Origin of the sequence: Paenibacillus sp. S02, from assembly GCF_019454065.1 — a bacterium.
GTDB lineage: Bacteria > Bacillota > Bacilli > Paenibacillales > Paenibacillaceae > Paenibacillus > Paenibacillus polymyxa_B.
In genome coordinates, this window is record NZ_CP073682.1 from 3214656 (window position 1) to 3235311 (window position 20656).

The window sequence follows — 20656 nt, forward strand, 5'->3', positions numbered from 1 at the left end:
TTTTTGACAAGCATTAATTATTTGCACGTTGAATGCTTTAGCTTTATAATTCTTATTGTAACTAATGAAGTTCCACCTTTATACACATTCTAAAGGGGGGAGCACCACTCCCGGTTACTCAATAAAATACGTATACATGGAGGCTTTTTCCTGATGAATATCGAAGTTTGGTCTGATTATATGTGTCCATTCTGTTATATCGGCAAACGCCGTTTGGAGCAAGTATTACAGCAATTCCCACATCGCAATGAGGTGCAATTGACATTCAAGAGTTTTGAATTGAACCCGGATGCTGTGAGAGATAGTGGTAAAACGATCAATGAAGAACTATCAGCTAAATATGGGGTCAGTCTGCAAGAGGCTCAGGCTATGAATGATCGAATGAACGAAAACGCACGCTCTGCGGGTCTTGATTATAATATTCATGCCATGGTGCCGACGAACTCTCTTGATGCTCACCGCTTAACACTTTGGGCTCAAACACAAGGCAAAATGCTGGAGCTGAGCGAGCGTTTATTCCAAGCTGTTTTCATCGAAGGCAAGCATACAGGGGATCATGAAGTGCTAGTAGCGCTGGCTACTGAAGTTGGTTTGGATCAAATGGAAGCGGCTGCTATATTAGCCAGTGACCGTTTTACCGACGAAGTTAGAGCTGATGAAGCCGAAGGCGCTGAGTTGGGTGTTCAGGGTGTGCCATTCTTTGTATTTGATCGAAAATTTGCTGTTTCTGGTGCCCAGCCGGAGGAAGTATTTCATGATGCGCTTCAAAAAGCATGGGATGAACGCTCACCTTTCACTATGATAAGCGGCAGCTCGTCCAAACAAGATGCAGGTGGTTTATGTACCGATGAGGGTTGTGAGCTTCCAGGCCGTGAGGGCTGAACAGTCCGTGAATGAAGATTTTCTACTTCCTAAATAAATTTAAAAAAAGCGTGCCAGCACCCAATTAAACCTGAGGCTGGCACGCATCTTTATTTTATAACGATTTAATCATTCCGCCATCCACAAGGATGGTACTCCCTGTCAAATAGGATGAAGCTGAAGACGCCAGAAAAGCAACAACTTTACCGAACTCTTCAGGCTCTCCATACCGTCCCAATGGAATGCCCTCTTCTGCTTGTTTGCGAACCTGATCCGTCGTTTGCTGGGTTTTCTCAGCTCGATGCTCGTCCAAGCTACGCACGCGATCAGTTGCAATTCTCCCCGGTGCTACAGTATGTACCAGAATATTATGAGGAGCTAATTCCAGAGACAATGTTTTTGCCAATCCAGCAACTCCAGTACGCAGCGTATTTGAAATGATTAACCCCGGAATTGGCTGCTTGACTGAGGAAGAAGCAATATTTAAAATCCTACCGCTTTGTTGTTTTTTCATATATGGTAACACCTCACGGATCAACCGGATATGACTAAGTAAATTTTGTTCAAAGGCGTGCATCCACACTTCATCTGTAAAATCATCAAAGGTACCGGCAGGAGGCCCACCCGCATTGTTAACCAGAATATCAACGGTGCCAAACAAATCAGCTGTACGGCGGATAGCCTGGGAGATATGTTCTGGTTTTGTTACATCGCAAACTACATATTCAACGCGGCCACTCGCTGTTTCCAGTAATTCCGCCTGCGTCCGCTGAAGCTCTGCTTCGTTCCGTCCTGAAATGACGACATTCGCACCCTCACGTGCCAGCTCCCGTGCGCTTGCCTTGCCGAGTCCTTTACTGGAACCTGCAACAAAGGCTGTTTTTCCCGTTAATCCTAAATCCATCTATGACACTCCCTTTTCTCAGCGTTCTCTATTTAATTGTACACATGACCAGCACATAATGCGAATAGCTTGGTAGTATCATGAAGGCTATCTATCTTCTCACCATTAAAAAGAATACGAAATCATTAATTGCAAGGTAAAACAAAAAGGCCTGACATTTAGTCAGGGGCCCTTTTTATTTTAAAAATTTTGTTTGTTTACAGCACGTTATGATGTTGATGCAGGTGTTGTTGGCTGCTCGTATACAACAACGGACTGGCTCTCAGGCTCCCATTTAACATTTGTCCCCAAGGCCTCTCCGATTACCCTTACAGGTACCATTGTCGTCCCATCCACTATGGATGCTGGCTGCTCGATAGAATACGGCTGACCGTTAATATATGCTTTCGGACTGTTAACAAATAATTTGACGGACACGCCGTTACGGGTGACAGTAACAGCCTTTTCTTTCGGATTCCAGGAAACCTTTGCATCCAAAGCTTCGGAAGCCGTTCTAAACGGAATAAGTGTGGTCCCATTGCGGTTAATCGGTTTGGCATCGTATTCTTCACCATTCACGAACAGCTTCATACCCGACGGCCGTCCGGCCTTCTTCGAGAATTCACCCAGCTTTTTGTAGCTGTCCAGATCGGACACATTAGCCAGTACCGCCTCCTTCTGCATGTAAACGGCATCAGTCACATTTCCGTTTTCAGCCAGTAGCTCAGCTGCCTCAGTCAGTGCTTTACCAGAATTCCGGATCAATTCAAGTTCAGCAACCTGCTCCGGAGTCAAACGGTCCGGGTATTTCGTAAGCAGCAGGTTCGCAATAACCGCTCCTGCCGGCTTATCCTTCGTATTTTCTACCGCGTGAAGCAGACCCTTGTAACCGTTGCGTCCCTTGTGACCATTATGGTCTTTGGACTCCTCGTATGTATCATCTGTTACTGCAACAGGTTCGGTTTTTCTGATTTCTGCGTGTTTGTCTTTTTTACTGTTTTCATCCTTTTTCCGGGATGTTTTGTCCTTTTGTTTTTTGGACTGATCATTGTCTGAGTCATGGGGATTGATTAGCTCTTCCCCGCTCTTTTCATTCCCGTCTTTAACAGACGTCTTTGCTTCCTGTTTGTTCTCCTGATCATTTCCGCGTCCCTGCTTGGCTTCAGCGGTTCCCGCTGCCAATCCCAAGACCAGTATACACGCTAGTAAGGCTGTCCAAGTGTTTCTCATGATGCGATTCCTCCTTATAGTAAAGACCAGGCTCAAATGTCCCTAGATGTATTAACGGCTTCTCTAAGCTGATTTTTTATCTTTTCTTATCTAATGTGTGAGACACCAATATAGCTGCAGTCCAGATTACCAAAACCACTATAAAATTTTATTATACGCCTAACCTATTTACACAGTATAATGAGAATTACACATGCATTTTTAAGAATCAGCCTTTACATTCGCATAATAGAAAGAAGATGAAACAGACATGTTCGGCACCATTCTTTTGGACGTTGTTTTACCTATTTTTGTACTTATCGGTTTTGGTTGTATCATGCAATATTATTTTCGACTGGATTTGTATACCTTAGCTAAAATCAATTTTTACTATATTACCCCCGCAGTTGTGTTTACGGGTCTTTATAACTCAGAAATTTCTTTAATGCTCATGGGTGAGGTTTCACTTTTTTATGCCTTGTACATAGCTATTCTGTACGTAATCAGCACTACCGTCGCCAGATCTCTGAAATACAGCCCCGGATTGCGTGGAGCTTTTACAAATAGTGTAATGCTAGATAATTCAGGGAATTATGGTCTGCCAATCAATCAGTTGGTGTTCAAAGGTGACCCGTTGGCCATTTCCGTTCAAGCTCTGATTATGACCTTTCAAAGCTTTGTCACATTTACATACGGCACTTTTGTTGTGCAAAACGGCAAGGCCAATACTCGAAAAATATTAATTAATTTTTTTAAAATGCCTGTTCCCTATGCGCTTGCGCTAGGTTTGCTCCTAAATCTGCTGCATAGTCCATTGCCTAATTTACTGGCTGAACCTTTGAATTATATTAGTCAGTCGATGGTTGCCGTGGCTCTGCTTACTTTGGGAGCACAAATTGTGCAATATCCCTTTCGTTTGCGCCGGACAGCCGTCTACATCAGTATGGTATTACGCCTGATTGTTGGTCCAATGGTCGGTTTTATGCTCGTCTTGCTGCTGGGTCTTAAGGGGATTCCCGCTCAAGCCTTGCTCATTGCATCGGGTATGCCTACCGGCGTTAATACAAGTATTTTGGCGGAAGAATATAAAAATGAACCCGATTTTGCCGCACAAACAGTATTACTTTCTACGATTGTGAATGTCATTACGATGACACTGTTAATTTCAGTATCCCGGCATCTTGTTTGAGGTGTATGATAAATATAAAAATTTGATTAGAGACGCTTGTTGTCTAAGGACAGGAGCGTTTCTTTTTCGAGATAAAAGAACATATGTTCCTGTCAGTGTTTCTTTTTCTACTTAAAGTGGTGTGTTTGTTTTGTGGAGATTGTATGCGAGAAAGAGTTTTTTTCTATTATGAATTTTTCATATAATGAAATAATTATATGATTTAATTTGAATCTCTATTAGTTGCTGTTTTCAACTTGTCGTTGCTTTTTCCAAAAAAAAGAATGCGGGACAATAAGGTCGTCAAAAATAAAGCCAGCTCACTCATTAGAGTGGCTGACTTAGGATTATCCTTATTAAGATTTATGGCTCAATTCCCCATTGCTTGCTTCCAGACAGGTAAGCGGTTATTTTAGCAGAATCTTGTAAACTGTTTGCTGTGGGATTAAATGAATAATCATCGGTTTGTGTGTAACTGCTCCAGTCCTCTTTGGATATCCGGGTTTGCAACTCCACACTTTGACCGGGTTCTAAAGAACCAGCAGCCGATTTAAACCCGATTTCTGCATAAGAATCTGCCCCTGGCTTCGCATTGGATAATGTTTTGAAGCTAGCAATCACATTCCCTGTACCGACGCTCGACCAATCCGTGAAGAAATTTTGTGCTTTCTCCCCGTTAATGGTGTAATAATAACGCAATGTCACGTCTGCTAGGGAAATTGATGAGGTTCCCGTATTGGTTATTTTAAATTTGGAACTGATTGTATTGCTTGTGGCGGATACATTCCCATTGAAGGTTTGCACCTTCAGAATGCCCTCGCCTGTTCCCGGCTCACTTGGCGTATCTCCTTTCACCGTAATCGTGAATAACGCATCATTGCCTGTACTAAAATGGAAGTTTAGCGTAGTCTCTCCTTTAGGAAGTTTAGATAAATACTTGTTGGTAAGAACGACTGTTTCTTCACTAAGCGTATAATCTTCACCTTTGTTCAACACCACACTCCCCTGCTTGATAGCTTCTAGCGTATTGCCATTAAGTGTTAGCTTGACAGTAAGATCTGTATTGCTATTATTCACTCCATAGGTTGCAGTCGTTGGTGAAATACTTGCTTGCCCAGTAGATGGCTGATCACCACCCACACGATCTGCCACCAGAATGCCGCGGCCATTCGTTCCCAGATAAGCACGTCCATATACCCGAGGGTCCCCAATAATTTTGGTCACTCGAGCATATTGATGCTTGTCATCATTAATGCGCGCCCAGTTTGCGCCAGCATCGTCCGAACGGTAAAATCCACGTGTACCATCAATTTTACCAACGATAAATACCGCTGCATTCGTACGGTTCGGCGCTGCCTTACCAAAGCCTACAAAATCCGCTTCCTGCACATTAGAGAGCTTGGTGAACGTAGCGCCGGAATCCTTGGAATGCCATAAGCCGTATGGTCCTCCATCCTCGGAGCCTCCGGCGAACCACACATCTCCTTCTGATCCTCGTACAGCATCAATATCAGCATTGCCTGCTGTCGGTAAGCCAGTTGCCGCTGATGGCGTAAAGGATACGCCTCCATTGGTGCTCACATATATTTTCCCGGAGGCAAATGCGTAATATTTATTAGGGTTCACTCGGTCAGAGACGATCTTTGCATTCGCTGGAATCCCTGTGCTTGCTGTCCATGAGTTGCCGCCAGTTTTGGAGTAGAACACACCTTTGTCTGATGTACTCCACAGCAAGCCATTACCATCTGCTGCTACGGCGATGCTGCCTCCTCCTGCTGTACCGGAAGGCTCGCTATTTGCTTTATACCAGTTGGCTCCGCCATCATTGGAAAAACCGATGGATTTGGCATTTGGATCTTTTTTATAATCCGCTTTACCTACCCGGGCCATAAAAGAAGGATTCAGCTCGGCATAATCAATGCTTTCGCTGCTTGTAAAGGTCGGATTATCCAGCATTTTAGCTGGAGCCTTGAATAAATCGTCATGTCTGAATCCAGAGACATCACCTACTGCGCTCACCAAAGGCGCGCCGGTTGGAGGGCTCACCAGATCCAAAATTGCCGTTTCCTCTACCCCTTTAGCGGCTACTGAAATATCCAGCTTTCCTCCTTTATCCCAATTGGTCAGATTTTTAGAACCATAAATCGTAGCTCCGGTGCCGTACAACATATGGTCTGAATTAAATGGATCTATCTCCAGATCTCCAATCATCCACCCCAGCTTGGGCGATACTTCCGGTGGAGCAGGGTTGGCATTGAAAGTCAGCCAAGGCGCACCGCTTATATCCAGATTGTATTTCAGCTTACGAGACGGATAACCATCAAATTCCCAAATAGGACTCCAAGTTGCCCCACTATCAGTGCTGCGATAAATCGTTTCATCCGGCCACCAGGCATTCAACGTAGCAACCATGAGTGTACCTGGCTTCTGGGCATCCACCGTCAGTCCACCATATCCAAAATGATTGTCCGCACTACTGCTACCTATGGGGCTAATGTTAGTCCACTGCCCGCTTGCTGTATTCAATTTCCACAGTTCACCCTTTGATCCATCATATGGACCTGCTCCATCGCTATACGAAATATACAGGTTACCGTCCGGTGATAACACACCGTGATGTGGCAAATAGCCCGTAGGCTGTCCCGCTATAGCAGACCAGGTTGTCCCGCCATCTGTACTGCGATAGACACTTTGCTTTTTATCTGCAACACCTACATAGATCGTCTGCGTTGCTTTACTGGAAGAGCCTGTTTTTTTGTCAAAGGTGATCCACGCTAAACCGACAATGTCGCTGGTATATTCATTGGAAGGATCCTGTACATACGTCCCTGGATTCGGGAAACTGCTTACCTTGCTCCAAGTTGCTCCAAAATCAGAGCTTTTCCATAGTCCATTACCACTTCGAGCTCCAAAGAACAAAATATTATTCTTATTTGGATCAATCGTCAGACGTTCACCCATTGAACGCCCCGGCATATTACCCCCCACCTTAAAAGGAAGCTTGGTTGTCTGCCACGTATTGCCCCTGTCGGTAGAACGCATAATTTGCCCATTTTGTTTATCCCATGAATTAGTATACGTACCTGTAGCTATATATACACGATTCGGATCAACAGGATCAGTCGCTAGTGCATCGACACCATTTTTGTTCCAATCCTCCCAGCCCACAGAATCCGTCAGCGGAATCCAACTCTCATTGGCAGCATTCCAGCGGTAAGCTCCTCCAATATCTGTACGGGCATAGATTAGGTCTTTTTCCGTTTCATTAAAAATAATGCCAGGTACAAAACCACCACCTCCACCCGTAACGACACTTTTCCAACTGTAATCGTCACTTGAAGCAGCATGAGCCGGTGCTATCATTCCTGTCCAGGAAGCACCCGCTACCACAAGCGCCAAACAAGCAATTCTCAACCTGTTTTTTGCCTTAGTCAATGAATTCAACCTCCTTCTTCATTATCAATTGAATTTGCGAGTCATTTTGGGATAAAAGTAATCAGCCGATTCTGAATTCGTTCCTATCGTTATCGTTGCTTCTCACAATTCTGACAAATGTCCTCTCAGACTCACCCCCATTCAATCCCAATAAATACGGTGCAACACTTTTTTGTTAGCGCTTACATTGTTGTCTTGCTCAATAGATTCGTCATCTTTTTCCCATTTCCTTGTGCGAAAAATCAAGATAATACAATTTTATCTCCTGCTCCGCAGCTTATAATAGGAGGTTTGAACTTCCTTCAGAGTTAATACCTTTTATTTAATTCTATTATGAATTTTTCATGTAGTGAATTAATTACTTCATTTTCATTCTTTATGGGTGTCAAAATACTTTGATTTACAACAAAAAACCGCGCTATGCGCGGTTCCAGCTTCCGTTATACGTCGTCAGTCATAAACATATGCCTATTATTGCAAGTATTCAAGCGCCAGAGCTAAAAAAATATGCCCTGAGACGAGCAATGCCCGCTCATCAAAATCAAAGTGAGGATGGTGATGAGCAAAATGCGTTGGTTCATCCTCATTGCGTGCACCCACATGAATGAAGGCTCCTGGTCGTTGCTCCAAATAATAAGCAAAATCCTCTGCTCCCATGACCGGCTTCAAATCCAAAAAAGCGTCTGCTCCATACAGTCGGCCGATGAGCTCGCGTACACGTTCCGTTTCGGCTTCGGCATTCACCAAAGAAGGATAGCCATTCAGATAGTCAATTTCGTATCCGGCATGATAAGCCTCAGTCAACCCCTTGACGATACTGCGAATTTCATTCTCGACTTCCTTACGCACTTCCTTATTAAACGTACGTACGGTGCCTTCAATTTTGGCCTTATCTGCAATCACATTAAAGGCAGTTCCAGCTTGAAATACCCCAATCGTTAACACTGCTGATTCAATAGGGTCCACCCTGCGACTAACCACCTGCTGCAACCCGTTCACAATTTGACTGCCGATAACAATAGAGTCCACCGTCTGATGCGGTCGTGCGCCATGCCCGCCTTTACCGTTGATCTGGATCGTAAACGCGTCGACAGCCGCCATCGCGGGTCCACTCTTTAATCCAATTTTACCAAAAGGAATTTCAGATGCGAGGTGAATACCATATACCGCCTCTACCCCATCCAGACAGCCATCCTCAATCATAAACTTGGCTCCGCCAGGCGGTTTTTCTTCCGCATGTTGAAAAATAAACACAAGCTTTCCCTTCAGCGCCTCACGGTTATGGCTCAACACGCGTGCCACTCCAAGTAACGCAGCCGTGTGACCATCATGTCCGCAGGCATGCATAACACCCGGAACGGTCGATTTATAAGGCACACCCTTTTCATCCTGAATGGGAAGTGCATCAAAATCAGCACGAAATGCAATCGTTCTACCTGGCTGACCGCCTTCTAAAAACCCGAGCACACCGTTTCCACCCACATTCGTTCTTACCTCAATACCAAAAGAGCGCAAATGATCGGCGATAAATGCAGACGTATTCGTTTCTTCAAAAGACAGCTCGGGATGCTGATGTAGATGTCTTCTCCACGCAATCAGCTCTTGTTCACCATCTTTTAATTCCTGAACCCATTTTTCTAGCATAATACCCTCTTTTCCTATTGAATTTATATACTTCTATCCTTATCTTACCATGAACAGCCTGTAGAATGTAGCTCTCTTATCATGCCGATAGCAGATCAAAGGAGGGGGTTGAACCTAGGCCGGGTAATGACAAGCGGCATAATGTCCTGTGCTAATCTCTGTCAGCTCAGGCGATTCCTCACGGCAGCGCGAGGTCGCTAGTGGACAGCGGGTATGAAAACGACAGCCGGATGGAGGCTTCGCAGGCGAAGGAATCTCACCTTGTACCGTAATTAGCTCCCGGCGGTTTTTCGGATTTGGGTTAGGTATCGAGGCAACAAGCCCTCGGGTATACGGATGAGCAGGATGCCTGAACAATTCGTCACTTGGCGCAATTTCTACAAGTTTCCCCAAGTACATAACCCCTATCCGGTCTGAAATATGGCGAACAATGTGCAATCCGTGTGCGATAAACAAATAGGTCGTATCCAGCTTACGCTGTAAGTCCTGAAGCAGATTGACAATTTGCGCCTGAACGGAAACATCCAAAGCCGACACTGCCTCATCCGCTAAAATAAACTGCGGTTGCAGAGCAATGGCACGGGCTATCCCGATACGCTGCCGCTGTCCTCCCGAAAATTCATGCGGAAACCGCGTAACCAGCGAAGGTGATAATCCAACAGCGCTCAGGAGTTCTTCCACCCGTTCCTGCTTTGCCTTGCCATACAACCCTTCATGAACCGCAAGCGGCTCCCCTATGATATCTCCCACATTCCACCGTGGATCAAGTGATCCGTAGGGGTCTTGAAAAATCATCTGCATATCACGGCGAACGGATCGCAACTCAGAATTTCCTAAACGTGTCAGCTCCCGATCCTGGAACCATACCTGCCCTGAGGTCGGACGTTCCAGCTGCATCAGCAGCCGGCCTAAAGTAGACTTACCGCTGCCGGATTCTCCAACCAATCCAAAGGTTTCGCCCTGCCGGATTGAGAACGATACATCATCCACCGCCCGGATCGAAGCACCAGTCCGACCGGGAAAGCTTTTTTTCACCGGATAATACTTGCGAATTCCATCCACTCTAAACAAGTCCTGCTTGTTCTGGACGGTTTCCGTGATAGTCTCATTGGATTTAGGGGAGTTCTTTACCTGTACGCCATGACTGCTCACCTTAGCCCCATCAACAGCAGATACGTTCGTCAATTCTTCCTTTACTTCGGTTGCCTTTGCAACAGCATCTGCCGTGATCTGCCCTTTCACCGATAGCTCTGCAATAAGCCAATCGCCGGACGCAGCCAATTGCTCCGAATGCCAGCAAGCTACCTCGCGTTCATCCTTGGCTGCCAGCGGTGGCGCTTCGTTTTTGCATTGATCCGTCGCATGCGGGCAACGCGGGTGAAACAAGCAGCCGGAAGGCAATGCACTCAGGCTCGGAATTGCCCCCGGGATCGAAAACAGCTTGCTGCTGCGATCTGTATCCAGTGTTGCCACCGAACGAAGTAACCCTCTAGTGTAAGGGTGCAATGGCAGCTCGAACAGTTCTTCCGTTGCTGCTTGCTCCACAACTCGACCGGCATACATCACAACAATTCGATCCGCAACCTCTGCCGCAATACCCAAATCATGCGTAATCAACAGAATCGACATGTTGAATTCTGTCTTTAATTCCTGAAGCAATTGCAAAATTTGTGACTGAATCGTTACATCCAGCGCCGTTGTTGGTTCATCCGCTATTAGCAGCTCAGGGCCACATGAAAGTGCCATTGCAATCATCGCCCGTTGCAGCATCCCACCGGACAGTTCTCCGGGGTATTGCTTCATACGAATTTCCGGTTCAGGAATGCCTACCCTGTTCAGCAAATGAACCGCATGAGCCCATGCTTGCTTTCGTGTCTTCCGGTCATGCTCCATGATGATTTCTATCAGTTGATACCCGATAGTGTACACCGGATCAAACGCCGACATCGGCTCTTGAAATACCATCGCCATCTTTTTGCCACGAAGTGAGCGTAATTCCTGCTGTGACAAAACGGTCAAATCTATGCCCTGCAACCGTATTTGTCCTTGGGCAATTCGTCCGTTCTCATAATCGATTAGCCGCATAATCGCCTTGGAGGTAATCGTTTTTCCGCTACCGGATTCACCGACGAGGCAGACCGTTTCTCCCGCCCTGATCGTCAGTGATACGTTGTCGAGTGCTTGCAGCAAACCTTTTTTAGTGTGAAAATCGACCGACAAATGTTCAATCTCCAGCAATGATGACAAACGAACTCCCTCCTTCTATAGCACTTTAGAATAGGCTCCCTGATGCTAGTTTGCGTTCTTTTTCGGGTCCAAATGGTCTCTCAGCTTGTCGCCCAAAATATTGACTGACAACACAAACAACGTAATAGCTAGGCCAGGAAAGGTACATATCCACCAAGCTACGGTCAAATATCCTCGTCCTTGAGACAATACTGTTCCCCAATCCGGAATTTCCTTTACCGTGCCAAGTCCCAGAAAGCTTAATCCCGATCCGGCTAAAATAGCGCTACCGATGCCAAGCGTCGCCATCACGAGCAAAGGGGACAAGGAATTAGGAAGCACATGACGCCAAAAGATGCCGAAAGGTGTAACTCCGATGGAACGCGAAGCAGTGACGTAAGAACGTCCTTTTATACTCATAATTTGACCTCGCATAACTCTTGCATAACCGGGGACAGCAGATATGGCTACCGCCAGCACAATATTGAACAAGCTTGGACCAAGAGCCGCCGCAATCGCCAAAGCCAGCAGAATTCCGGGAATAGTCATCAAAATATCTATAAATCGCATCAGTATCGAATCCACTGTACCGCCAATGTAACCTGAGAGCGCACCAATAATTCCACCCACCAGACCGCCGACGAGTACCGACATAAAGCCAATAAACAGAGAATCCCGACTTCCGTGAACAACCAGACTGAATACATCCCGCCCAAAATAGTCCGTTCCGAACCAGTGAGACGCACTCGGTCCTTGTAATATATGGTCGCTTAACATTTCTGTGGGTGCATAAGAAGCAATCCATTGCGGAAACGCCGCACAGACGATTACGAACACAATAATCAGTCCTGCCGCATATACGAACCCATCCGACACTCCACCGAGCCGCCACCTTCCAGTTTGCCGAGCTACCCGCAGCTTTCTTTCCTTCCAAATTGTTTTGGCAGCCATTGTTTCTCTCAACCGTTTTCCTCCTCCCTGAATCCTTCCGGCTTACGCCGAGCGTCTAACCCTTGGATCAATGAACGTATACGATATATCCACCAGTAGATTTACGATCACATACATGATGGCAGAGAACAATACAACTCCCTGCACAACTGGCAAGTCTTTAGCCATAATTGCATCCGCAATTAAACGCCCAATGCCTTGCCGTGAAAATACCGTCTCACTCACAACTGCTCCGGCCAGCATTTCTCCCATCAGCATCCCGATCATCGTTATCGCTGGAATCAACGCATTGCGTAGCGCATGGCGATACATAATAACCTTCTCAGACAAACCCTTGGAACGGAGCGTTACGATGAACTGCTCATTAATGACTTCCAGCATACTGTTACGCACCATTCTGACAATGAACCCTGCACCGACAATGCCCAAAGTGAGAGACGGAAGCACAAGGGTTTTCCAACCGTCCGAGCCCATAGCAGGCAGCCATCCCAAGTGAATGGAGAAAATAAGCAACAGCAGAATGCCTGACCAGAATGTGGGCATAGAAATGCCGAACAATCCAACGATTCGTGCGATGATATCAATCGGCTTATTCCGGTGAATGGCCGACAGCACTCCAAGCAGGACACCGATAATGACCGAAATAGCAGAACCTGCAAGCGTCAGCGCCAGTGTAGGCGGGAGATTGACCCATATTTTAGGCAGCACCGGATCAGCATTGAGCAGTGATTTTCCAAAATCACCTTGTAGCAGATTTCCGAAATAGTTCAAAAACTGAACATGAAAAGGCTTATCCACTCCCAGCTTATGACGCAAATTGGCGATCATCTCTGGCGTGGCCGTTGAAGGGTCAAGAATCGAATCTACCGGGTCCCCCGGAAGCAAATACAAAATGCTGAATACCAAAATACAGGAACCCAGAATGACCAACAAAGAAGTAACCAGTCTTTCTGCAACTGCTCTGATCATAGCCCACACTCCTTCCCGTCTGGATGGCCCCAGAAACTATTTAGCAATACTATTTTTGAATACGCACATCGTTAAAGAGCGGATAACCCACTAAATCGAATTTGAGACCCTGCACTGACTTGTCTGCTCCAACCGTATAAGGGAAAACATAAATCGGAATGATGACGGCCTGATCACGGATTAGCTGTTGCACCTTTTTATAAATCTCCTCCCGCTTGACATCATCCTGTTCAATAGCTCCCTGCTCCAACAGCTTGTCGACCTCTGGATTGGAGAAGTTAGGAAGTGTAGGCCGCTGATTTGGTGCCGCTGTGTGGTAAAAAGCATATAAAGCGTTCGGGTCCACATTGACCTGGCTATTTCCGTAGAAATCATAGTTTCCGTTCGTATATACAACTGTTGCAATATCCTTGGTAATTTCAATCTTCACATCAACACCGATTTTCTTCAGCTGCTGCTGAATAATGGCTGCAATGTCGTTTCGTTTTTCACGGTTCGGAGTTCCGTCTACATAATGCAGCGTCAGACGTTGTCCATCCTTCACCCGGAAACCATCCGTTCCCTTAACCCACCCCAACTCATCCAGTAATTGATTGGCCTTGTTAAGATCAGGCTGCAAACCGTTTTCCAGTGATTTATCATATCCAAAAATACCTGGAGTGAGTGGCGACCAAGCCTGTTCATAAGTTCCTAGATACAGCGTTTTGACGATCGTCCCCACATCAATACCATATTGTAATGCCTGCCTCGCCTTCAATTCATTCCACGGTGTCTTCTTTTGGTTAATGAACAGCGTATATGGCAGTCCTAGGGTGTTGACCTGCAACAATTGGAAATTAGGGTCACTCTTCAACATTAAAATGTTCTGCGGTGGGACGGTTTCAGCGGCCAAAGCCTGCCCACTCTGCACACTGCCGATCCGGGTCGCCTCCTCCGGAACAATTTTAAAGGTCACGCTGCCCAAATACGGCGCTCCCTGATTCTCAATAGTTTCCGGTGCCCATTTGTAATCTGGGTTACGTTCGATTTTGATCTCTGAATTTTCGTCCCATTTTACAAACTTAAAGGGGCCTGTACCCACTGGATGCTTACCGAATTGATCTCCATATTTTTTAACTCCTGCCGGCGAAACAATGGCTACAGCCGGAACACTTAAATTGCTCAAAAATGCCTGCGATGGTCGTTTCAGATTCAATTTAATCGTGTATTCGTCAATCACTTGTGAGGATTCATAGGGAGCCAGCAAGTTAGCGGCATTACCTACTACGGCTTGCGGATCAATAATCCGATCATAGCTAAATTTAACGGCTTCCGCATTAAACGGGGTTCCGTCATGGAACTTAACATCCTTGCGCAGCTTGAATGTATAGCTTTTGCCATCCTCGGAAACACTCCATTCGGTTGCCAGCCAAGGCTTAATCGTATTGTCCGGCAGCTTTACCACCAAGTTATCGAATATCGCACGATATACCCGAGATGCTACTGCCAATCCACTCTTATGCGGGTCCAGTGAATCCGGCGATGTTGCCAGTGCATAGGTAAGATCTCCACCTTCTGCAGCTTGCCCGCCTCCTGCTGCATTCGCCTCAGTATTCGTAGAATTGGCCCCGCTATTACCCGAGCATGCCGATAAGACCAGCACCATCGACAGGGTTAAAGCTACCATTTTTGCAAATCGACTTGTTCGTTTCACCTAAAAACACTCTCCGATCTGATGGGTGATGTTATGATTACATTGCATTTTTGGAGCCGACGTTTCATTGTTGATAATTCCAATCAGATATATATGAATTATGCTAATAACTGTATACCTGCGTTTTTATAGTGTCAATGCAGGTTCTAATTGGAATGATCTATAGATGGATAGAAGACTTGAATTGACAACAAAAAAGAGCCGATAGGATACTCTCCCCGACTCTTTTTCATTACTGACTTCCTATTTCGAATTTTTCAGGTATTGAAAAACTGACTGATATTCCCTCTTACCGGATGTGTCTGTTCCCTGTACTCACCTTTCGTATAGCTTCCAATCACCTTACGCCAAAAGGATTGTGCCGGCCTATTCGTGCTCATTTGGGTCACCTTCCAACGTCCGTTAAAGCGTCCAAACAGCTCATGAGCCGCCCAAGTCCCAACTCCATTATGCCGATAAGGACGAAGTACAAAGAACTCAGCCATGTAGTAGTCAGCTTCTCGATTGCTGGACATTCGGTCAACGAGTGCAAAACCCACAGGAATATCCTGTCTCCAAATCAGAAAAGGTAGCTTCTGTTCACCGCTTGTCCAATATTGATACAAGTCTGGATAAGCCGGGAATGTCCCCTTCTCAGTGACATCAATTCGAAGATAGGCTGTAAAATCATATAAATAAAATTGCATGAGCTGTACAATAATGTCCTTTTGCGACTCCGGTACACACTTAATAGACAGCTTCAGTTCCGATTTGATATTATACCCCATACTTTCACCTCTCTTGGCGGTTCAATCTGTTCTTTAACTTCGAATTACATCCCATCCAGTGCTGTTCAAAATATGCTAAAATACATATATATTATGACCGGACGAGGTGGAACCCAATGAATATACAAAAGATCATCGACCGGCGCAAACTAGATGAAAAAATGCCGGGATTACCATGGTACGTGCAGCAATTTATGGATTATAAGCTGCCCGACCTTTCCCCTTCCACATTACTAGAATATGTGCGGGATTACGAAGCTTTCTTTTCATGGCTTCGCTCGGAAGGCTTGTCTACCGGAGAAACGAATGCCCAAGTCACATTGGAAGAGTTGGAGATACTTCATATGGACAGTATTACAGGCTTTCGATTATTTCTGTCTACTAAGCGCGAAGGCTCCAACTCCCGTATAACCATTTCACGTAAACTATCGTCTCTGCGTTCGCTTTTTCATTATTTAAGTCAAATCGCTGAGGATGAAAATTTTTATCCATTGCTCAAACGCAACATTATGGCCAAGGTCGAAATCAAGCGTATACATAAACCCAAGGATACGGCGGCCAAGCTTAAAGGTAAAATACTGGAAGAGGAAGAACTGCTTGAATTCATCGGTTATATTTATGAAGGCTATGGTCAAGATTTGGCCGATAACAAGCAGGCGTTATACTCCTATGAAATAAATAAGGAACGAGATGCCTGCATCGCCAGCCTCATTCTGAACTCAGGCCTGCGCGTATCTGAAATCGTCAATCTGAATCTGGACGATTTAGACATAAACAATAAATTATTATATGTGTACCGCAAAGGCAATAACGACGAAACCTTTAAAACGCCGGTGTATTTCCGCGAGCAATCCAAAGATGATCTCGTACTTTATTTGTCCCTGAGACATACCCGTTACCGCGCTCCAAAAAAAGAAAAGGCTCTCTTTGTCACACGTCCTAACGGCAGTACAGAAGGCAAACGAATGACCAAAAGAGCGATTCAGGCAATGATCATTAAGTACGCCAAACGGTTCGGCAAGCCTTACCTTACCGTGCATAAGCTTCGTCATTCCTTTGCTACTGACTATTATTTACAAAATGATATTTACAAAACAAAGGAACAGCTGGGGCACGCTTCGACAGAAACAACAGAAGTGTATGCTCACCTGACTGACAAAACCATGTCTCAGGCGATCGAACGGCGGGTAGAGACTCTAACCGACTCAGCCGATTGATGTCTCACCCCTGCTCATTCCTCATTCCTTCTATCTGCTTTTGAATCTGTTCGAGTAGCCAGCGGCCTGCGGGTCCGTTGGCCTCGGCAGGAAATATCTGTATCATTTCATCTGAGTAGTGACCTTGAGCCCAATCCATTTGATGCTCCCAAACCGCTACTCCCTGTACATTTGTCAGCTTATCGGTAAGCTGAGCATCCGATTGTTCCCGCACCATGACCAGCTTCGGATAATCCTCTTGCTTGAAGCCTTCTAGCAACACACAATCATAGGCCTGAAAATGCCGGATCAGTCCGGTGACAGGCTGACTATTCTCCTCTACAATGGCTGTTCTTCCAGCCGAAACAATAGCTATGCCTTCAGCACCCGCCTGTCGGTGCTTGTACGTATCTGTACCCTCATGATCCATTTCAAATTCATGTCCATCATGCTTGATCACTGCTACGCGTAGACCTGACTTCTGCACATAACGAATCAATCCTCCGAGAAAGGTCGTTTTTCCCGTATTTTTGAATCCGACGATTTGACATACAAATGGATGTTTCGTATTCACGTCACCTGTCCACCTTGAAACACCAGTACACGTACCTCTTCACCTTCGCGTAATCCTTCTGTTGTGGGAGGAATCACGATCAGACAGTCGCTGTCCTTAATGGTCACCATGACACTGGATTCATCTACTCGCGCAGGAATCGCGTATACTTGCCCACCACGTATCTCCAGAGAGCTGCGTACAAAGCGTGTATAGTTGTTTACCTTCATATAATCTGCGCCTAACTTCGCCGTCCAGGTTTGTAAATATGGATGTGCCGAAGATAACATCATTTGGATCGTCGGCCGTACAAACAGCTCACAGCCTACAAAGCACGCACCGGGGTTACCTGAAAGCGCAAATAACAGCTTGCCGTCAATCACTGCGACTGTGGTCACACTTCCTGGACGCATCGTGACCTTGTTGAACAGCATATTCACATCTTCCTGTCGTACCAGATCACCCATAATATCATAATCCCCCACCGATACTCCTCCACTCGTGACCACGATATCATAGGCAGCTATCGCTTCACGTACAGAAGTACGGGCAAGGCTCAAATCATCATGAATGGCTTGTAAAATAAACGGCTCTCCTCCTGCCTCTCTAATTTGAGAAGCCAACATATATGTATTACTGTTTCGAATTTTCCCCGGTTGTAACGGCTCATCCACTGCAAGTAATTCCGATCCTGTAGAAAAAACGGCCACCCTTGGCTTCCTGTAAACTGGTACCCGATGTACTCCAAAAGTAGCCAGTACCGAGATGTGCCCCGTTCCCAGGCAGGTTCCCTTACTAAGCAAAAGCCGACCTTCCTGAATCTCATGACCAATCTGTGTCACATTTTTGCCAGCTTCTATACGCTTCTTCAAGCCGACATATGTCTGTCCGTTTTCCTCACGCAGCTGTGTCGCTTCCAGCATGACAACCGTGTCCGCTCCTTCAGGTAATTGCGCTCCTGTCATGATGCGGGCAGCCATTCCAGTCTCCACCCGCTTGTCCGATACGGTGCCACAAGGAATTTCATCAATCACATGTAGCCAGATTTCCTGACCGGACGAGCACACTTCAGTGTCCGAGCCAAGGATCGCATAACCGTCCATACCTGAGCGACGAAAACGGGGATACGGGTGTGGTGCGGTCAAATCCATCGCCAAATAACGTCCATGCGCCTGCTCCAGCTCTACGTCTTCCCTTTCACCCTGTTTTACATAGCTAGCTATCCTGCTTTGTGCCTCTTCCACCTGAACTGCTTTACGCTGGAATTTTTCTGAGTTTAATGATGTATGATTCATAATCTCACTCCGTTCTTCTAAAATGCCCTCTTTCTGTTATAACGCTAAAACCGTTATCTGGCAAATCGGGGGGGGTCTAAGTATGTATGGCAATAAAAATAACCCGTGAATTCTACGGGTCATTTCTATAACTTTTTAAGTGCTTTAAGCTTATTATGAGACATAGAGCAAGTGAAGTCAGATTCTTCGAATCGTACCTCCAAATGCGTTAGACTCGATCTCACAAAACCAAGTCGTGATAGCTGAAAAGCTTCCTTGCAAGTCTGTGCGGTTACCCCGATCGTATAAAAATAATGTCTAGAGTAACGCTGTACATAATCAGTTCTTTTCTTTTTTCTTGAGCTCAGCCGGTATCGGTTTAGCGCCAAATACTGTTTTTTCGTTTTTGGTAGATTCGTTAGCGTATTTTCCCAGTCTTAAACTTAAAGCTCTCGCCAATTTCTTATCCATTTTCGTTCACCTCCTTTCCATAAAGGAAGAATACTGAATGCTTGAATAGCTAAAGATAAGCATATTATGTGGGATTGTACAAAAAAATTCACCGCACAAATTAAAACACATACCGTTTTATAATATTTGTGGTTATTGGTCTTATGAATATAAATAAAATGATTGGGTGCATAAACTAAAAACACTAATACTGAACAAGCATTAATAATCAAAATCGTTGATAAATTTAAAGAGACGAGAGGTATAGTTACACATATTGCCGTTGTAAAACAGACACAAAATGTAAGATTGCTGAAGTGTGCCCCTCCTGAAAATCTTCTTACAAACATGATAGTTACTAGAGCTAATAACGACCCCCAAAAATGCCCAGTCATCCAAGCTATAATCGCAACCATTAGTATCGAAGACACTTCGGTAATTTTTATACCAAGCGCATATTCCATCACTTCTACACTTGTTGGACCATCAGGATCAGCTTTTTTTATTTCCGTTGCGATGTACCGTGATAGCGCTTCTAGCATCCTCATAATCTCCTCTCTCTGAAAAGAAATACGACACGCCGAAAGTAAGCAATGAAATGGATAGTAATCCTATTGTATTTGAGCTATAGAGCATATACAAAGTAATAAAAATGGTGACAGCTGATATTAGAGCACCTAGAATCAACATTTTATTTAGGGATGATAAGTAATTTTCAGCTCTTAAAAAATCATGTGGAGGCTGAATTATAAACGAGAAACCAAAGTTATATTTTCCCATTATATAAGAAATAAAGCACGCAATAATAATAGAAGTTAACTGAATAACGTAAATAGAAGAGCCAGAAGTATCATTAATAGCACCTGGTTCTGCTACTCCAAAAAAATACGCAAACAGAAATACAAAAAGTTGTAAATTAATGTAGGCCGTTAGACCAGAACCAGCAGAAAAAGCTGCTAGATGGGTTTTGATCCCTAAACCAAATCTAAAAAAGATAACCATTAACAAATACTGAAGCGGCAAATCTAATTTAGGCAAGCCTATAACTTCCCTCATTAGAAAGGAAAACAAAGCTATGCCAATTGCATAGAATAATATTTTTGTGCGATATTCCCTCACGGGAAGCATATAAAGCTTTAAGACCAAAATAACAGCGGCCAAAGCATCGAATACACCAAGTAATATATATAAAAAAGCAGATAACACAGATACACCATCCTCTTATTTCGCCTGTTGTAATTGTATATTTTACTTATAGATGTGGCAATGAAATAATCTAGTAAACTGGTAATATTTGTTTTTATGTAAGGTAAATATTTATTTTTGTCATCAAAAAATATAAAAAGAACGATTTTAAAATCGTCCTCTTGTTGCAGT

17 protein-coding genes are annotated in these 20656 nt (G+C 44.9%); 3 read left to right on the top strand and 14 right to left on the bottom strand.

Going from position 1 to position 20656, the window contains the following annotated elements; genetic code table 11:
* Positions 1-153 precede the first annotated feature (153 nt).
* Positions 154-882, top strand: coding sequence for a DsbA family oxidoreductase (locus KAI36_RS14115; protein ID WP_220025200.1), 729 nt, complete (start codon positions 154-156; stop codon positions 880-882).
* A 94-nt stretch (positions 883-976) separates the two neighbouring features.
* Here the strand turns inward: KAI36_RS14115 and KAI36_RS14120 are convergent, their stop codons facing one another.
* Positions 977-1765, bottom strand: a complete 789-nt coding sequence (locus tag KAI36_RS14120) for an SDR family oxidoreductase (protein WP_220025201.1) — start codon at positions 1763-1765, stop codon at positions 977-979.
* Between the two features lie 207 nt (positions 1766-1972).
* Positions 1973-2974: a copper amine oxidase N-terminal domain-containing protein gene (locus KAI36_RS14125; RefSeq protein ID WP_220025202.1), complete on the bottom strand. Its 1002-nt coding sequence runs from the start codon at positions 2972-2974 to the stop codon at positions 1973-1975.
* A 250-nt stretch (positions 2975-3224) separates the two neighbouring features.
* Between KAI36_RS14125 and KAI36_RS14130 the strand changes: the two genes are divergently transcribed.
* On the top strand, positions 3225-4142 hold the full coding sequence (locus tag KAI36_RS14130) for an AEC family transporter (RefSeq protein WP_220025203.1): 918 nt from the start codon (positions 3225-3227) through the stop codon (positions 4140-4142).
* A gap of 342 nt (positions 4143-4484) precedes the next feature.
* Here KAI36_RS14130 and KAI36_RS14135 read toward each other — a convergent pair whose 3' ends face one another.
* The 7 genes from KAI36_RS14135 to KAI36_RS14165 form a co-directional block, all read right to left on the bottom strand.
* Positions 4485-7556, bottom strand: coding sequence for a X2-like carbohydrate binding domain-containing protein (locus KAI36_RS14135; RefSeq protein WP_220025204.1), 3072 nt, complete (start codon positions 7554-7556; stop codon positions 4485-4487).
* A gap of 471 nt (positions 7557-8027) precedes the next feature.
* Positions 8028-9200 carry a M20 metallopeptidase family protein gene (locus KAI36_RS14140; RefSeq protein ID WP_220025205.1) on the bottom strand — a complete coding sequence of 391 codons (1173 nt, stop codon included), beginning with the start codon at positions 9198-9200 and terminating at the stop codon, positions 8028-8030.
* Positions 9201-9314: 114 nt separating this feature from the next.
* Entirely contained in the window at positions 9315-11447 is a 2133-nt protein-coding gene (locus KAI36_RS14145) for an ABC transporter ATP-binding protein (RefSeq protein WP_220025206.1), read from the bottom strand.
* A 45-nt stretch (positions 11448-11492) separates the two neighbouring features.
* Positions 11493-12389: an ABC transporter permease gene (locus KAI36_RS14150; protein ID WP_220025207.1), complete on the bottom strand. Its 897-nt coding sequence runs from the start codon at positions 12387-12389 to the stop codon at positions 11493-11495.
* Between the two features lie 30 nt (positions 12390-12419).
* Positions 12420-13346 (bottom strand): ABC transporter permease, encoded by a 927-nt coding sequence (locus KAI36_RS14155; protein ID WP_220025208.1) that lies wholly within the window; start codon positions 13344-13346, stop codon positions 12420-12422.
* Between the two features lie 49 nt (positions 13347-13395).
* Positions 13396-15012: an ABC transporter substrate-binding protein gene (locus tag KAI36_RS14160; RefSeq protein WP_220028131.1), complete on the bottom strand. Its 1617-nt coding sequence runs from the start codon at positions 15010-15012 to the stop codon at positions 13396-13398.
* 284 nt (positions 15013-15296) lie between these two features.
* Positions 15297-15806, bottom strand: a complete 510-nt coding sequence (locus KAI36_RS14165) for a GNAT family N-acetyltransferase (RefSeq protein ID WP_220025209.1) — start codon at positions 15804-15806, stop codon at positions 15297-15299.
* 116 nt (positions 15807-15922) lie between these two features.
* Between KAI36_RS14165 and xerS the strand changes: the two genes are divergently transcribed.
* On the top strand, positions 15923-17023 hold the full coding sequence (gene xerS, locus KAI36_RS14170) for a tyrosine recombinase XerS (protein ID WP_220025210.1): 1101 nt from the start codon (positions 15923-15925) through the stop codon (positions 17021-17023).
* A gap of 4 nt (positions 17024-17027) precedes the next feature.
* Here xerS and mobB read toward each other — a convergent pair whose 3' ends face one another.
* From mobB to KAI36_RS14190, 5 genes are all read right to left on the bottom strand, one after another.
* Positions 17028-17576 (bottom strand): molybdopterin-guanine dinucleotide biosynthesis protein B, encoded by a 549-nt coding sequence (mobB, locus tag KAI36_RS14175; RefSeq protein ID WP_025722668.1) that lies wholly within the window; start codon positions 17574-17576, stop codon positions 17028-17030.
* A complete protein-coding gene (locus KAI36_RS14180; protein ID WP_220025211.1) occupies positions 17573-18850 on the bottom strand; it encodes a molybdopterin molybdotransferase MoeA in 1278 nt (425 codons plus the stop codon). Before KAI36_RS14180 ends, mobB begins: the two co-directional genes overlap by 4 nt.
* Before the next feature lie 318 nt (positions 18851-19168).
* Positions 19169-19300: a hypothetical protein gene (locus tag KAI36_RS27305; protein ID WP_256703320.1), complete on the bottom strand. Its 132-nt coding sequence runs from the start codon at positions 19298-19300 to the stop codon at positions 19169-19171.
* The gene (locus KAI36_RS14185) at positions 19273-19821 is read right to left on the bottom strand and encodes an accessory gene regulator ArgB-like protein (RefSeq protein ID WP_181127277.1); all 549 of its coding nucleotides are present in this window, start codon (positions 19819-19821) and stop codon (positions 19273-19275) included. Before KAI36_RS14185 ends, KAI36_RS27305 begins: the two co-directional genes overlap by 28 nt.
* Positions 19772-20485: a hypothetical protein gene (locus KAI36_RS14190; RefSeq protein ID WP_025722666.1), complete on the bottom strand. Its 714-nt coding sequence runs from the start codon at positions 20483-20485 to the stop codon at positions 19772-19774. The genes KAI36_RS14185 and KAI36_RS14190 overlap by 50 nt, the downstream gene beginning before the upstream one ends.
* Positions 20486-20656: the final 171 nt, after the last annotated feature.

Excerpts from the sequence above, each read along its gene's own strand:
- KAI36_RS14130 (WP_220025203.1), top strand. The coding sequence starts at position 3,225 with ATGTTCGGCACCATTCTTTTGGACGTTGTTTTACCTATTTTTGTACTT.
- xerS (WP_220025210.1), top strand. The coding sequence starts at position 15,923 with ATGAATATACAAAAGATCATCGACCGGCGCAAACTAGATGAAAAAATG.
- KAI36_RS14165 (WP_220025209.1), bottom strand. The coding sequence starts at position 15,806 with ATGGGGTATAATATCAAATCGGAACTGAAGCTGTCTATTAAGTGTGTA.
- KAI36_RS14180 (WP_220025211.1), bottom strand. The coding sequence starts at position 18,850 with ATGAATCATACATCATTAAACTCAGAAAAATTCCAGCGTAAAGCAGTT.
- KAI36_RS14125 (WP_220025202.1), bottom strand. The coding sequence starts at position 2,974 with ATGAGAAACACTTGGACAGCCTTACTAGCGTGTATACTGGTCTTGGGA.
- KAI36_RS14115 (WP_220025200.1), top strand. The coding sequence starts at position 154 with ATGAATATCGAAGTTTGGTCTGATTATATGTGTCCATTCTGTTATATC.
- KAI36_RS14120 (WP_220025201.1), bottom strand. The coding sequence starts at position 1,765 with ATGGATTTAGGATTAACGGGAAAAACAGCCTTTGTTGCAGGTTCCAGT.
- KAI36_RS14185 (WP_181127277.1), bottom strand. The coding sequence starts at position 19,821 with ATGCTAGAAGCGCTATCACGGTACATCGCAACGGAAATAAAAAAAGCT.
- KAI36_RS14160 (WP_220028131.1), bottom strand. The coding sequence starts at position 15,012 with ATGGTAGCTTTAACCCTGTCGATGGTGCTGGTCTTATCGGCATGCTCG.
- KAI36_RS14155 (WP_220025208.1), bottom strand. The coding sequence starts at position 13,346 with ATGATCAGAGCAGTTGCAGAAAGACTGGTTACTTCTTTGTTGGTCATT.
- KAI36_RS14140 (WP_220025205.1), bottom strand. The coding sequence starts at position 9,200 with ATGCTAGAAAAATGGGTTCAGGAATTAAAAGATGGTGAACAAGAGCTG.
- KAI36_RS27305 (WP_256703320.1), bottom strand. The coding sequence starts at position 19,300 with ATGGATAAGAAATTGGCGAGAGCTTTAAGTTTAAGACTGGGAAAATAC.